Origin of the sequence: Pseudomonas sp. HN2, from assembly GCF_020736465.1 — a bacterium.
GTDB classification, from domain to species: Bacteria; Pseudomonadota; Gammaproteobacteria; order Pseudomonadales; family Pseudomonadaceae; genus Aquipseudomonas; species Aquipseudomonas moraviensis_A.
Genome location: NZ_CP085885.1, coordinates 2,319,534 through 2,334,023, shown reverse-complemented (window position 1 = coordinate 2,334,023; position 14,490 = coordinate 2,319,534). Strand labels below are relative to the sequence as shown.

At 61.4% G+C, this 14,490-nt stretch carries 14 protein-coding genes; 11 read left to right on the top strand and 3 right to left on the bottom strand.

What is annotated here, in order from left to right; genetic code table 11:
* The first annotated feature begins 5 nt into the window (after positions 1 to 5).
* The 9 genes from LIS66_RS10335 to LIS66_RS10295 all read left to right on the top strand — a co-directional run bounded on the left by LIS66_RS10335 (position 6) and on the right by LIS66_RS10295 (position 8,033).
* Positions 6 to 1,007 (top strand): polysaccharide deacetylase family protein, encoded by a 1,002-nt coding sequence (locus tag LIS66_RS10335; RefSeq protein ID WP_227974182.1) that lies wholly within the window; start codon positions 6 to 8, stop codon positions 1,005 to 1,007.
* Entirely contained in the window at positions 1,004 to 2,311 is a 1,308-nt protein-coding gene (locus LIS66_RS10330) for an oligosaccharide flippase family protein (protein ID WP_227974181.1), read from the top strand. Before LIS66_RS10335 ends, LIS66_RS10330 begins: the two co-directional genes overlap by 4 nt.
* Positions 2,308 to 4,227: a hypothetical protein gene (locus tag LIS66_RS10325; protein WP_042609487.1), complete on the top strand. Its 1,920-nt coding sequence runs from the start codon at positions 2,308 to 2,310 to the stop codon at positions 4,225 to 4,227. The genes LIS66_RS10330 and LIS66_RS10325 overlap by 4 nt, the downstream gene beginning before the upstream one ends.
* 61 nt (positions 4,228 to 4,288) lie before the next feature.
* The gene (locus tag LIS66_RS10320; protein ID WP_227974180.1) at positions 4,289 to 4,978 is read left to right on the top strand and encodes an N-acetyltransferase; all 690 of its coding nucleotides are present in this window, start codon (positions 4,289 to 4,291) and stop codon (positions 4,976 to 4,978) included.
* Between the two features lie 4 nt (positions 4,979 to 4,982).
* Positions 4,983 to 6,173 carry a GNAT family N-acetyltransferase gene (locus tag LIS66_RS10315; RefSeq protein ID WP_227974179.1) on the top strand — a complete coding sequence of 397 codons (1,191 nt, stop codon included), beginning with the start codon at positions 4,983 to 4,985 and terminating at the stop codon, positions 6,171 to 6,173.
* The gene (locus tag LIS66_RS10310) at positions 6,170 to 6,862 is read left to right on the top strand and encodes an N-acetyltransferase (protein WP_227974178.1); all 693 of its coding nucleotides are present in this window, start codon (positions 6,170 to 6,172) and stop codon (positions 6,860 to 6,862) included. The genes LIS66_RS10315 and LIS66_RS10310 overlap by 4 nt, the downstream gene beginning before the upstream one ends.
* A gap of 227 nt (positions 6,863 to 7,089) precedes the next feature.
* On the top strand, positions 7,090 to 7,383 hold the full coding sequence (locus tag LIS66_RS10305; RefSeq protein WP_042609483.1) for a type II toxin-antitoxin system RelE/ParE family toxin: 294 nt from the start codon (positions 7,090 to 7,092) through the stop codon (positions 7,381 to 7,383).
* A gap of 2 nt (positions 7,384 to 7,385) precedes the next feature.
* Complete coding sequence (locus tag LIS66_RS10300) at positions 7,386 to 7,694, top strand: addiction module antidote protein (RefSeq protein ID WP_042609482.1); 309 nt, start codon at positions 7,386 to 7,388, stop codon at positions 7,692 to 7,694.
* Between the two features lie 60 nt (positions 7,695 to 7,754).
* Positions 7,755 to 8,033 carry a type II toxin-antitoxin system RelE/ParE family toxin gene (locus LIS66_RS10295; RefSeq protein WP_416220748.1) on the top strand — a complete coding sequence of 93 codons (279 nt, stop codon included), beginning with the start codon at positions 7,755 to 7,757 and terminating at the stop codon, positions 8,031 to 8,033.
* 71 nt (positions 8,034 to 8,104) lie between these two features.
* Here LIS66_RS10295 and LIS66_RS10290 read toward each other — a convergent pair whose 3' ends face one another.
* A complete protein-coding gene (locus LIS66_RS10290) occupies positions 8,105 to 9,004 on the bottom strand; it encodes a LysR family transcriptional regulator (protein WP_024012435.1) in 900 nt (299 codons plus the stop codon).
* Between the two features lie 160 nt (positions 9,005 to 9,164).
* Between LIS66_RS10290 and LIS66_RS10285 the strand changes: the two genes are divergently transcribed.
* On the top strand, positions 9,165 to 10,187 hold the full coding sequence (locus LIS66_RS10285) for an alpha/beta hydrolase (protein ID WP_227974177.1): 1,023 nt from the start codon (positions 9,165 to 9,167) through the stop codon (positions 10,185 to 10,187).
* Between the two features lie 108 nt (positions 10,188 to 10,295).
* Positions 10,296 to 11,723 (top strand): mechanosensitive ion channel family protein, encoded by a 1,428-nt coding sequence (locus LIS66_RS10280; RefSeq protein ID WP_227974176.1) that lies wholly within the window; start codon positions 10,296 to 10,298, stop codon positions 11,721 to 11,723.
* A 211-nt stretch (positions 11,724 to 11,934) separates the two neighbouring features.
* Here the strand turns inward: LIS66_RS10280 and ycaC are convergent, their stop codons facing one another.
* Together ycaC and LIS66_RS10270 are read right to left on the bottom strand one after the other, a co-directional pair.
* Entirely contained in the window at positions 11,935 to 12,558 is a 624-nt protein-coding gene (gene ycaC, locus LIS66_RS10275) for an isochorismate family cysteine hydrolase YcaC (RefSeq protein WP_016774080.1), read from the bottom strand.
* Positions 12,559 to 12,626: 68 nt separating this feature from the next.
* Positions 12,627 to 14,465 carry an amidohydrolase gene (locus LIS66_RS10270; RefSeq protein WP_227974175.1) on the bottom strand — a complete coding sequence of 613 codons (1,839 nt, stop codon included), beginning with the start codon at positions 14,463 to 14,465 and terminating at the stop codon, positions 12,627 to 12,629.
* Between the last annotated feature and the right edge of the window lie 25 nt (positions 14,466 to 14,490).

Sequence of the window (14,490 nt, the reverse complement as noted above, 5' to 3'; positions counted from 1 at the left end):
ATGCCATGGCGATCAAACAATTGATAAAACGCACCAGCGGCTGGCTCTATCTCAACTCGTCCGTAGGGCGTAACCAGTTGCACGGGGCCGGGGTCATCCTGATGCTCCACCGGGTGCTGGCCAACGACCGGGCCGCCAATCTGCCGCACCGCAACGAACTGTGCGTCGGCCCTCAGGCGTTCGAACACTTGCTGATGTGGCTGCGCAAGCATTTCGATTGCGTGCCGCTGATGGAGTTGTTGCAGCCCAACGCCCTGCGCACCGAGCGCCCGCGAGTGGCCCTGACCTTCGATGACGGTTGGCGTGACAACGCGGTCAATGCTTATCCGCTGCTGCAGAAATATCAGGTGCCGGCGAGCATTTTTCTTTCCACCGATTTCATTGGCAGCCGGCAACGCTTCTGGTGGGAAAGCGTCGGTGAGACGCTGTGGGGCAGCCATGGCGAAAAGGCGCGCATGCACCTGATCGAACACCTGCGCATCACCGGCCATCCGCTGCCGGTGCTGCTCGACGATATCGATGTCGACCGGCGCAGCCTGGCGCTGCTGCATTACCTGCAAGGGTTGAAGAGCCTCGATCCGCAGGAACTCGAACGTCTGACCAATGAGTGTCCGCCGGATTCCCTGCCGCAAGCTCTCGACTGGCATCAGGTGCGCGCCATGGAAGCGTCCGGTCTGGTGCGCTTCGGCCCCCACGGCGCCAGTCATGCGATCCTCACCGGCCTGGATGATGTGCGCTTGCACGAGGAAATCAGCCGCAGCCGCGACGCCCTGCACAACGGCTGCAATCGGCCCTTGCCGGTGTATTGCTACCCCAACGGCGACAACGATGAGCGCGTGCGCGAGCAGGTCGCCAATCACGATTACCCGTTTGCGCTTGGCACGGCCACCGGACTCTATCGCGGTGCCGGCGATCCTCTGAACCTGCCGCGCTTCGGCGTCAGCCAACGCACCGCGCGCAATCCGGAACTGCTGTCGTTACGGATCTTTCGCGGGGCACGGCCATGAGTCGCGGCAGCTACATCCGGCATCTGGCCCTGAGCATGGGCACCAAACTGGCGATGATCGCCTTGCGCCTGCTGCGCAATGTGTTGCTGGCGCGGATTCTCGGGCCGAGCGAACGCGGTCTGTTCGCCCTGCTCAGCACCCTGCCGGATCTGATCAGTGCGGCCACCAGCGGCGGCTTGAATTCAGCGGTCGGTTATCAGGCGGCCAACCAGCGGCCGATGGGGGTGTTGCTCGCTCAGGTGTTGGTGTTCGGCTGTCTTCTGGCCGGGCTGCTGACGTTGCTGGTGGTGGCGCTGGCGCGAGAATTTGGCAGCGAACTCGATGTCACCCTGCAGCTCGGTCTGCTGGCCTGGCTGTTGCTGCTGGCGGTACCGCTGACCGTGCTCAAAAGCGGCCTGCTGACCTTGCACAACGCGTCGGGCGGCGTAGTCGCCTTCAATGTCCTGCGCCTGATCGAATCGCTGGCACCACTGCTGCTGTTTGTTGCGCTGTTCTGGATGTGGAAAGAGGCGGCACTCGAAGCGGCACTGATCAGTTGGCTGGCCGGTATCAGCCTGGTGGTGCTGGTGGGCTGGATGTGGCTCAAACGTGCACAGCCGCTGCAACTGCAATGGGATCGTGCGAGCCAGAAGGAGTTGCTGAAATTCAGCGCGCGCAGTCATCCGGACCTGCTGTTCCAACAAGTGATTCTGCGCTCCGATTACCTGTTTATCGGCGCCCTGCTGGGCAGCAGCGCGCTCGGCCATTACGCCATGGCCAGCGCCGCCGCCGAACTGTTGCTGATCGTGCCGGAAGCAGTCACCACACCGCTGATGAAACGCCTGCTGCAACAGGACAAGGGCATGGACAAGGTCACGCCGCTGGCGCTGCGCCTGACCGCCACGGTGATGCTCGGCGCCTGCGTCACAATGGCGCTGATCGGCGAATGGCTGATCGTCACCCTGTTCGGCGTCGCCTACCAACCGGCCTACCCGGCGCTGCTGGCTTTGCTGCCGGGGCTGTTGGGCCTGTGCTACGCAAGCATTCTGCGCCTGGACCTGATCGGCAAGAATCGCCCTGCAACCGTCTCGCTGATGATGGGGGTGGGGGCGTTGCTCAATCTGGCCCTGAACCTGCTGCTGATCCCAAGCTACGGCATCGTCGGCGCAGCAGCGGCATCCTCGATTGCCTATCTGGCAGTGACCCTGGCGATGCTGGTGCTTTACTGCAGACTCAGCGGCGTACCGTTCTGGCAGACGCTGTTCATTCTGCCCGGTGACCTCAGCCCGATGTGGCTGATGCTGCAGCGCAGGAAAGCCGCATGAAGCGCCTGGCCCTGCTGTGCGGACTCGGCCTGACGCTGAACGTCTTCGCTGCGCCCATGCAGTGGGGCGACATCCGCGACGGCAGCCTGTATCTGCAAGCCGATCGCCCGGATACCGTCACCGTGCGCTGGGATCCGGCGTGGCAGGCCGAGGCCAATGAAGAGCATATCTATCTGCTCGACGGCCATGGCCGCTTGCAAGGTGACCGCTTCATCAAGGCCAGTGAAGTCCGCGGTTCGCAAAGCTGGCCGCTGCTGCCGGGAACTGCCGGTTATCGCCTGGAGATTCCCGGCTACAGCTTCCGCAGCTACCGCGTCCAGCATGACGATAAAACCGTGGCGCTGTTCAGTCCGGCCAAGGTGCATTTCAGTGTCGAAAGCCGCAAGGGCGATGAGCTGTTTTTCCAGGTCGCACCTGGGGAACACGCAGTGCTGAACGGCAAATATCACGGCGGCGTCAACGCACTGCAAGCACAGCGTGTGGACGATGGACAACAGCTGTCGCTGGCCCTCAAGCCCTACCGCGCTTATTGGCAATTCGATCAAGTCGCCTTGCCGGTCAGCGACCGGGCCCAGATCTGGCGCTTGCGCCTGCAGGGCAGCGGCAAAGCGGCGTTCTGGCTCGACGGCACGGCCAACCTGTTTGCGCAGAATCCCCAGCAGCTCCAGCCGTTGCGTGAAGAGTCGGGTGAGGTCCGCCTGACCCTGCACGACAAGGTGCTCGGGCGCACCCCGGATCTTGGCATCGCGCTGCCCAATCTGATGCCACCCGCGAGCAGTCATGCCGCACTGGATGCGTTGAAACCGGGGGCGGCGAGTTATTACAGCTACGTTGACGTCGCTTCGAAAAATGCCCGTTTCGAAGACCCGGTTCGTCAGCTCTACCAGACGCGCTTCGGCATCCGCCAGGACATCACCCTGCTCGCCGGCACCGGGCGTCAGGCCAATCTGCGCGCTGACGTGCAAAGCAGCAACGGCCTCGATGCCTGGCTCGCCAGCACGCGCGCACTGGGTGGTCAAGGTACGCATTACATCGGCTTCGCCGACGAGCCCAACCTCAACTATTCGAGCTACGAGGATTACCAGGCGATTTTTGTCAGCATGGCCCGCCAGGTACGCAGCGATCCGGCCAATGCCAAGGCCGGCGTGCGCATCGCCATGCCGGCCAGTTCACGCTTGGTCAACGGGCCATTCACACGCAACGCGGCGGGCAAGCGCGGCATCGACTGGGCCCGGCGTCTGCTCAGTGAATCGCCCGATCAGATTGACGCGCTGGCCTGGCACGAATGGATGATCCGCGACCTGCTCGCCACCCGCGTCTACCGCGACAGCGTGCGCCGCGCCGCGCAACTGGTCGGCCTCGACGCCGAGGGTCAGCCGCGCAAGGCCTTGCTGCTCGATCAGACCAACCTGTCCAGCGGCTCGAGCCTGAGCCCGTACGACCAGGACACTCACTACGCCGCGCTGTGGTGGGCCTCGGTGGTCATCAATGCTTCTCAGGACGGCGTGCTGAGCATGCTCAACTGGTTTCAGGCAGCCGACGAGCCCCCCTATGCCAAGGGCATGGTGCGCGTATTGGGCGGCGATCGTTTCGAACTGAAACCGGTGGGTCTGGCCCAGCAATTCATCGCTCGGCATTGGCTGCCGCAAGTCCTGCAACTGGACAACGACGCTTTCGAAGTGGATGTGCTGGCGATGGCCGGCGACGAGCAGCGCACTTTGCTTGGGGTGAACAAAGGCACCCGCCTGCAACGCGTCGATCTGAACGGCGCCAAGTGCCCGCTTGAGCAAGGCGCCCTGCATTTCTTCGGCGCTGACAATCGCGCCCGCGACGCACCGTTTGCCTGCGAAAACGGGCGCGTGCGTTTCGAATTACCCGGGCAAACCCTGTTTGCCCTGAACTGGAACGCTTCATGAACCGCCCTTCTGCCCTGCGAGCGTCATGCTGCGCGCGGCACCTTCATCAGGAGAAGAGACCATGGATATTTTGCAAAAACTCAGCGGACATATCCGTCGCAAAGGCCTGCGAGCGACCTTGGCGAAGATCCGCAGAATGTACATTTTTTCCCATCGGCAACTGCTGTGGATGGAGCGGGATCTGGTCAGCCCCGTGCCGCCGCACAACCTCAAACCGTACCCGCCATTGCGCGTATTGAAGATCACCGCAGACAACGCCAGCGCCTTCACCCGTTACTTTGGCGACCGTGTTGGCGTCATGGCCGAGCTGGCCAATGAAGGTCACACCGGGCATATGCATGTCGACGAGCACGGCGATGCCGTGGCGTTTATCTGGGGCACGCCGCGCGATTATTTCGACAGGCATTACTACGGTTGCCGGTTCCCGGTGAAACCCGGCGAGTTCTTCGAGTTCGGTGGCGAAATGGCCCGCGCCTACTGGGGCACCGAATTGTCAGTCGATGTGCAAGTGCGCCTGTGGAAAGCCATGGCCGTGCAAGGCTGTAGCAAAGTGGTCGATGTCTGCGACTCCAGCAACATCCCGGCGCTCAAGCTGCACCTGCGCATGGGCTATACCGAACAACAGCGGATCACTCATATCTACACGCTGTTTGGCCGCTGGCGCTTCTACCGCGAAACCCGTTACAGCGGTTCGCGCCTGTCAGCGCTACGCAAAGCTTCCCGTCCACCTGTCCCAGCAACGGCGGCCTGAACCTATGGCGATGCGATTCGAATGGCGCACGTCGCTGCGCGCTGCCGACTTCCCGGCAGAGGCCTATGAGGCACTGCGCCTGCGCGTGACCGATCACACGCCGTTCAACAACCTCGGCTGGTTGTGCGCGGCGGAACAGGCGCTGGGCGAGGATCAGCGTCTGCACATTCTGCTCGGCTGGGAAGCAGAATCACTGCGACTGTGCCTGCCCATGGTGGCCGGCCCCGAACGCTACGCCGGCGTGCCATTTCGCGTCTTGCGCCACTTGGGTTATCCGCTGGCCGATCGGCTGGCCCTGCTGTCATTGCTCGACAGTGAAGACATGCACAAGGCGCTGCTGCTGATCCGCCAGCACTTGCCCCATGCGCTGCTGCAACTCAATGAACTGTCGGAACCTGCCGGCGAAGAAAGTGCGCTCACTGAATGGATGGCGCGCAGTTCCACGGCTGAGCGACGCCTGAGTTGCCGGGTGCCGGTGCATCTGATCAGCGACGCCGACCATCAGGAAGTTTCCGGCGACCCGCGCTACAAACTGCGTCGGGCGCGCAAACGGATTGCCGCGTGCGGTGCCCAGGTAAGGCGAATCACCCCCGACGCGCAGTCGATGCCTACGATTTTACAAGCGCTGCAGGCAGTCGAGTCGGTCAGTTGGAAAGGTGACGAGGGCGTCGGGATTTTCGCCACCGATCGCAGTCGTCAGTGGATAGAAAGCGCGTTCACCGCCCTCGCCGCTCAAGGGCTGGTGCGGGTCGTGACGCTGGAGCTGGACGGCCGCTGCATCAGCTATCGGCTGGGCCTGCTCGAACAGGGCCGACTCTACGACTACAACCTTGCATTTCTGCCGCAGCATGCCGATCTGGGCAGCGGCCGCGTACTGCTGGAGGAATGGATTCGCTGGGGCCTGGACGAGCAATGGCACTGGATCGATGCATCGCGGGTCAGCCTGGAAAACTCCAGCCATCAACTGCACGAGCGCATGACCGGGCAACTGGAACACTGGCGCTGGAGCTTCTATTCATGGCGCCCCAGTGGCTTGCTGCTGGGCCTGGGGCTACGTCTTTGGTACTGCGTCAAACCGGCCTTGCAGAAATGGCGCGCACAGCGTGCCGGCAGACCGACAGCGGCAATTACATCCGTAAATCAACCGGCAACATCATCCACCACACCTGGGCTAGGGCCTCGGAGAGCATCATGAACGTCATCGACAAACTGCTTCTGCGCATCAAACAAAAAGGCCTGCGCCGCACCGTTGGCGCTTTCGGCAAACGTTACGTCTTCGCTCACCGTGAATTGCTGTGGATGGAGCGCGATCTGGTCACGCCGATAGCGCCGAACAAACTGCGCCCCTGTGAAGGTTTACACAGAGTCGACATCACCGAGGACAATGCCAAGGCTTTCAGCAAGTACTTTGGTGACCGTGTGCAGACCATGGCCGAGTTGGCCGTTGAAGGGCACACCGGGCACATGTACCTGGACCAGGAAGGTCACACCGTCGGGTTCGTCTGGGCCAGCACTCGCGACTATTACGACCGCCACTTCTACCGCTACACGTTCACGATCCAGCCCGGTGAGTACTTCCAGTTCGGTGCCGAAATTGCCCGGCCCTATTTCGGCAGCACCTTGACCGTCGACGCACAGACCGCACTTTGGCAAGTCATGGACGCCCGGGGGTACAAAAAAGTGGTGGATATCTGCGACAACGCCAATATCCCGGCCCTGAAGATGCATGTGCGCCTGGGCTACAAGGAACAAGGGCGGATCACCCATGTTTACGACCTGTTCGGCCACTGGCGCTTCTTCCGCGAAACGCGCTACAGCGAGTCAAGGCTGGAGGCACTGCGCAAGCCGGAAAGACCGGTGGTCATTGCGCCGGCACAGGCTTGATCCGCTCTGGATATTTGCGGCGGTTTTGATGCCGCCTTCGCGAGCAGGCTCGCTCCTACCGGGAATGCGTCCCTGTGGGAGCGAGCCTGCTTGCGATTAGGCCAGTAGCTGCACCCGCAGCTCTCACAAGCGATTGGCTGGTTGCCTACAAACTGTGACGACACTTCCAACATTCGGAAAAGACTTGGCCGACTGTTTGTCTGTATCCACTTGGATACAGTCGACTAATGACTTATCTTATCCAGCAAACCGCAATATTCCACGCTTGGCACCGTTCGATTAGAGACTTGCGCGCCAAAGTGGCTATCGCCCGGCGTATTGATCGGGCGTCAACAGGTAATCTCGGCGACGCCAAATCGGTGGGCGATGGAGTCTCTGAGATGCGTCTGGATGTTGGCGCGGGCTACCGGGTGTATTTCACAATCCGCAATGGCGCAGTAATCATTCTGCTTGCCGGAGGCGACAAATCCTCACAAAGCGCAGACATCCGACGCGCACAAAAAATGGCAAAGGAGGTTTAACCATGAGCCAGACTTTGACGAATTTCGACATGGTCGCGCTGCTCGACAGTGATGAAGCCATCAGTGAGTACCTGTCACAGGTGCTTGCAGACGGAGACAGCGAAGAATTCCTTCGCGCAATCGGTTACGTTTTAAGAGCGCGAGGAATGACGCAGATCGCCAAGAATTCAGGCATGGGTCGTGAAAGTTTGTACAAAGCTTTTGCTCCCGGAGCGAAGCCGCGCTTTGACACAGTGTTGAAGGTGATTCATGCGTTGGGCATTGATCTTTATGCGCAGCCGGGGCACGTAGTCAATCACGCCGCTACCTGAATTTTGTAGCGGTCGCAAGGCTCGCTCCCACACTGGACAGTCGCCGTACGCGAAACCAATGTGGGAGCGAGCCTGCTCGCGATTAGGCCAGCCGTCGCAATAAAGCTATCAAACATCCTCAGATACATTGGCGAGAGAAACTTTGCAGCCGCAGTGAGTCTCTCGAAATCCATCGAAGAATCCACAACCTCACTCTCCGTTCATCCCCATCTCTACCGTAAAGGTCGATCTCCCGGCACCCGGGAAATCGTTGGACATCCTAATTACGTAGTGATTCATGAGGTGACGGATCGAATCGAGATTCTTAGCGTTTTGCATACCCGACAGGAATATCCATAAAGACATCGCAGGAAAAAACGGTGTGACGTCGCCCGATCGATAACACGCCGTTTGCCTAGGAGGCCCCACTATCAAAGATTCACATGACTCTGGTTAAGCCGCTCGCGCAAAAACTCCACCAGCGCCTGCACCGGCCGCGAAGCCTGGCGATGCTGCGGATAAACCGCCGACAAGGTCAGTGGCTCCGGGCGTAGATCATCCAGCACCGGCACCAGCCGCCCGTCCTTCAGCGCTGCGCCGACGATGAAGGTCGGTAGATAAGTAATCCCCATCCCCTGCACCGCCGCGTCCCGCAGCAGTTCGCCGTTGTTCACCCGCATGCGCCCGGTGACGTTGATCAGCAGCGGTTTGCCCGGTGCTTCGTTGAAGCGCCATTGCACTGAGCGCCCGTGGCCGTAAGGCAGGCAGTCGTGGCTGTGCAGGTCTTCGGGTTTGAGTGGCGTGCCGCGTTCGGCAAGGTACGCCGGGCTGGCGCAGTACACCCGTTCGATGCTGGCAATGCGTCGGGCGATCAGTGTCGAGTCTTCCAGCACGCCGATGCGCAGGGCGAGGTCGTAGCCCTCGCCGAGCAAGTCGACCGGGCGATCACTCAAGTCGACTTCGACGGTAACCTCGCGGTACCGCTGCAAGAACAACGGCAACAGACAACCCAGATGCGCCACGGCAAACGACAGCGGCGCGCTCAGGCGGATCGTGCCGCGCGGCTCGGCAGTTTCGCCGGCGATGCCCTGCTCGACCTGCTCCACCTCACCCAGCAGGCGCAGCGCCGATTCGTAATAGCTCTGCCCCAGCGGCGTGACGTCGAGGCGGCGGGTCGAGCGATTCAACAAGCGCACCCCGAGGCGCTCTTCCAGTTGCATCAGACGGCGGCTGACGAACTGCTTGGACAGGCCCAACTGATCGGCCGCAGCGGTAAAGCTGCCGGAGTCCATGACCTGGCAAAAAATACGCATGTCTTCAAACGGGTTCATTGTCACTCTCTGGTGGACAGTTAAACGCTTTATAGCCGCTTTTTCGCTTTTCAGCAGCCCATTAATCTGTGCTCACGGTGTTGCTGAGGCCGCAAACCCAGTGCCACAGCAGCCCGAAACTCAGGCAAACAATCAAAATTATTCAAAAGGATTTCCACCTATGAACATCGTCAAGAAAACCCTCGCCGCCTCCCTCCTCGCCCTGTCGGTCAGCAGCGCTTTTGCCGCTGGCAGTCCCGGCGTCGAACACAACACTCAGGCATTCCTCGACGCCCTCGCCGCTGGCGGTGGTCGCCCGCTGGAACAGCTGAGCCCAAAGGACGCCCGTGCAGTCCTGACCGGTGCGCAGGCTTCGGTGAAGGTTGATCTGTCCGGTGTGGAAGTCAGCGACAAAGCTATCAAGGTCGACGGCCAGACCATCAATCTGAAAGTGGTGCGCCCGGCCAAGGTCAAAGGTGAGTTGCCGGTGTTCATGTTCTTCCACGGTGGCGGCTGGGTGCTGGGTGACTTCCCGACGCATCAGCGTTTGATCCGGGATCTGGTGGTCGGCTCCGGCGCTGTGGCGGTGTATGTCGATTACACGCCGTCGCCGGAAGCGCAGTACCCGACCGCGATCAATCAGGCATACGCCGCGACGAAATGGGTGGCCGAACACGGCAAGGACATCGGTGTCGATGGCAAGCGTCTGGCGGTGGCCGGCAACAGCGTCGGCGGCAACATGGCGGCGGTCGTGGCGTTGATGGCCAAGGAACAGAAAGCCCCGGCGCTGCGCTTCCAACTGCTGATGTGGCCGGTGACCAACGCGCAATTCGACGACGGCTCGTACCAGCAATTTGCCGAGGGTCACTTCCTCACCAAGGGCATGATGCAGTGGTTCTGGGACAACTACACCACCAACCCGGCCGAGCGTGCGCAGATCCACGCCTCGCCGCTCAACGCCAGCGCCGAACAGCTCAAGGGCCTGCCCGCTGCGCTGGTGCAGACCGCCGAGTTCGACGTGCTGCGTGACGAAGGGGAAGGCTATGCGCGGCATCTGGATGCAGCCGGTGTGCCGGTGACCTCGGTGCGTTACAACGGGATGATTCATGACTTCGGCCTGCTCAATCCGCTGAGCGAGATTGCGGAAGTCAAAGCGGCGGTGCGTCAGGCTGCGGCTGAACTTAAAACCCACTTGCAGCCTTAACCGCAAAAGATCGCAGCCTTCGGCAGCGCCTACCCTGGAATACCATTTCCGGTAGGAGCTGCCGCAGGCTGCGATCTTTTTTCTCACTAGCGTCGCGGAGTACCGGTCATGACTCTTTTCTACGCCCACCTGCTGTCCTGGAGTGCCGTCCTGTTGCTGCTCGACGCGGCACTCTGGCATTTCTCGCCCTTCACCCATCGCGCGCCGCGAGTCGGTGTGCGTCTGGCGCTGTTTCTGGCATTCAGCGCGCTGGTGATCAATGCCGGTGTCAGCCCGTTGCAGGCTCCGATATTCGCTGATGATCGTGTGGCACAACTGGGAGCGACGGCGCTGGGGATTCTCTGGTGGCTGTACGCAGCACGGGTGCTGACCGAAGTGATTGGCCTGGCGCTGATGCGCCGCATCGGTCACAGCGGTCGCTTGCTGCAGGACGTCATCGGCGCGCTGGTGTTTCTGGTCGCCATTGTTGCGGCGGCCGGCTACGTGCTGGAGCTGCCAGTCAAAGGCCTGCTGGCCACCTCCGGGGTGGTCGCCATCGTTGTCGGTCTGGCCCTGCAGAGCACTCTCGCCGATGTGTTTTCCGGCATCGTCCTCAACACCACCAAGCCCTATCAGGTGGACGATCTGGTGATGATCGACGGCGTCGAAGGCAAGGTCTTCGATATCGACTGGCGCGCCACGCACCTGCTGACCAGCGCCGGCACCATGGCGGTGGTACCGAACTCGGTGGCGGCCAAGGCGAAGATCGTCAACCTCAGTCGGCCGAGCAACATGCACGGCGTGTCGATCAGCATCCAGGTGCCCAACCACATTCGCCCGCGACGGGTGCTCGATGCCCTCGATCGCACCTTGCAGGGCAGCAGTTCGCTGTTGCTCAGCCCAGCGCCGAAAGCCGTGCTCAAAGACGCGGGCGAAACCATGTCCGAGTACGTCGCCAGCGGTTTCATTGCCGAGCTGGGCAAGAAGAGCGAAGTGCGCAATCAGCTGTTCGATCTCGCCCACCGCCATCTCGAAGCGGCGGGCATTTCGCGCCATCCCGACGGCGTAATCGAACCGTCGAGCCGTGCTCGTGCGTTGCTGGATGAAGTGAAGATTTTCCGCTCGCTGAGCAGTGAAGAACGCGATCGCCTCGCTGAGTCGATGGTTGCGCAACAGTACACGGCGGGTCAGGTGGTGCTGGATCTGGACGAAGTGCCGGACAGCCTGTTCGTGATTGCCACGGGCGTGGTCAGCGCGACGGTGCCGGACGGCAATGGTCAGACCGAGGCCGGCCGCATGGGGCCGAGCGAAGTCATGGGTGAGCAGAGCATCCTTGCCGATACGCCGTCGCAGGCGACGTTCACGGCGCTGACGTCGAGCATCATCTATCGCCTCGACAAGCAGTTGACCCGTGAGTGCATGGACAAGCGCAGCGAAGTCGGCCGGGCCTTGAACAAGTTGCAGGCGGTACGTCAGCAGAACAGTCGCCTCGCGTTGATGGCCAAACCGGTGGCGGTGAAAAAAGGCGGGTTCTTGGGTTGGTTGCAGAAGCGCTGATTCGAGGGCTTGAAAATCAAGAGCTTACCCCCCTCACCCCAGCCCTCTCCCCCCAAGGGGGGCGAGGGGGAAAGGGAGCCGATCTCCATGCGTTTCAAGAGCGGAGCTCGGCTCGGTATCGCAGGTCCATGCAACTCTAGCAAACAACGCCGTCAGTCCCCTCTCCCTCCGGGAGAGGGCTAGGGTGAGGGGCTTTTGACGTTCGACCAAATTACTTGGCGGTGAACTTGGTGTAGCTGTTGATCAGGTTGCGATAGTTAGGCAGACGCTCGGACAGCAGGTGCGCCAGGCCTTCCATGTCGTTGCGCCAGTCGCCCTGCAGCTCGCAAGCCACAGCGAACCAGTTCATCAGGTGGGCACCGGCGGCGGACATCCGCGCCCACGCCGCTTGTTGCACGGTGGTATTGAAGGTACCCGACGAATCGGTCACGACGAACACTTCGAAGCCTTCAGCAATCGCCGACAGGGTCGGGAAAGCTACGCAGACGTCGGTCACGACACCAGCGATGATCAGTTGCTTGCGGCCGGTGGCCTTGATCGCTTTGACGAAGTCTTCGTTGTCCCAGGCGTTGATCTGGCCTGGGCGCTGGATGAACGGCGCGTCGGGGAATTGCTCGAGCAGCTCAGGCACGATCGGGCCGTTCGGACCTGCGTCGAAGCTGGTGGTCAGAATGGTCGGCAGCTTGAAGAACTTGGCGATGTCACCCAGTGCCAGCACGTTGTTCTTGAACTCGTTCGGCGAGAAATCCTGCACCAGCGAGATCAGACCGGTCTGGTGATCGACCAGCAGGACGACGGCATCATCTTTGTTCAGACGCTTGTAAGGAACGCTCATGGCAAAACTCCTGGATGGATGGTTGTTGCGTGAAGCGCCGGCCCTGATGACCGGCGCTTTTTTCGAACTCAGAACGCGAAGCAGGAACAGCCGAACGCGCCCCAGAAACCGGCGAAGTCGCTGACCGGTGCATTCGACATCCGCGCTTTTTCATGGCTGTGGGTGTGCACGGCGCACGGCCCGCTGCACTGGTGAACCTGCGCCTGGAGTGGCGAGTTCGGGCGCCAGTGGCCCGGAACCTTGACCACCGGCGACCAGTCCGGCAGCACCGGAATCGAACGCGGGCCAAGGTCTTCGAAGTCGCCGGCGGCGTAGACAATCTTGCCGCCGACCACGGTCATCACCGACTCGATCCACTTGATCGCTTCTTCTTCGACGCTGAAGAAGTCCGCGCTCAGCGCCGCCAGGTCAGCCAGTTGACCGACGCGGATCTGGCCCTTCTTGCCCTGCTCCGAAGAGAACCAGGCGCTGCCGTGGGTGAACAGTTCCAGCGCGGTGCTGCGTGGCAGACCTTCTTCATACAGGGCCAGACCGCCAACAGTGCGGCCGCTGACCATCCAGTACAGCGAGGTCCACGGGTTGTAGCTCGATACGCGCGTGGCGTCGGTGCCGGCGCCAACCGGCACGCCTTCAGCGAGCATGCGCTTGATCGGTGGCGTGGCTTCCGCGGCTTTTTTGCCGTAGCGATCGACGAAGTATTCGCCCTGGAACGCCATGCGATCCTGAATCGCGATGCCGCCGCCCAGCGCCTTCACGCGCTCGATGTTTTGCGGGGTGATGGTTTCGGCGTGGTCGAAAAACCACGGCAGACCATTGAACGGAATGTCGCGATTGACCTTCTCGAACACGTCGAGCATGCGGCTGATCGATTCGTTGTACGTGGCGTGCAGACGGAACGGCCAGCGCTGCTCGACCAAGTGGCGCACCACCGGCTCCAGCTCCTGCTCCATGGTCTGTGGCAGGTCCGGGCGCGGTTCGAGGAAGTCTTCGAAGTCGGCGGCGGAGAACACCAGCATCTCGCCGGCACCGTTGTGACGCAGGTAGTCGTCGCCCTGATGCAATTTGACGCTGCCGGTCCAGTTCTGGAAGTCGGTCAGCTCTTCTTTCGGCTTCTGGGTGAACAGGTTGTAGGCGATGCGCACGGTCAACTGGTCGTCTTTGGCCAGTTGCTCGATCACTTGGTAATCGTCCGGATAGTTCTGGAAACCACCGCCGGCGTCGATCGCACTGGTCAGGCCGAGGCGATTGAGTTCGCGCATGAACTGGCGGGTCGAGTTGACCTGATATTCCAGCGGCAGCTTCGGCCCCTTGGCCAGTGTCGAGTAGAGAATCATCGCGTTCGGCCGCGCAACCAGCATGCCGGTCGGGTTGCCGTTGCTGTCACGGACGATCTCGCCACCTGGCGGGTTCGGCGTGTCGCGGGTGTAACCGGCCACGCGCAGAGCGGCGCGGTTGAGCAGCGCACGGTCGTAGAGGTGCAGGATGAACACCGGGGTATCCGGCGCCGCCTGGTTGATTTCTTCCAGGGTCGGCATGCGTTTTTCGGCGAACTGGAATTCGTTCCAGCCACCGACCACGCGCACCCACTGCGGGGTCGGTGTGCGATCGGCCTGATCCTTGAGCATGCGCAGCGCGTCGGCCAGCGACGGCACGCCTTCCCAGCGCAGTTCGAGGTTGTAATTCAAACCGCCGCGAATCAGGTGCAAGTGCGAGTCGTTGAGGCCAGGGATGACGCAGCGGCCTTTCATGTCGACCACTTGCGTGGCGCTGCCCTTGAGGGCCATGGCCTCGGCATCGTTACCGACGGCAACGAAGCGGCCGTCCTTGATTGCCACGGCGCTGGCCAGTGGTTTTTCCCGGTCTACGGTATGAAATTGGCCATTGAATAAAATCAGATCGGCGCTCATCGCAGTTCCTCAAGCAAAAGTGAAA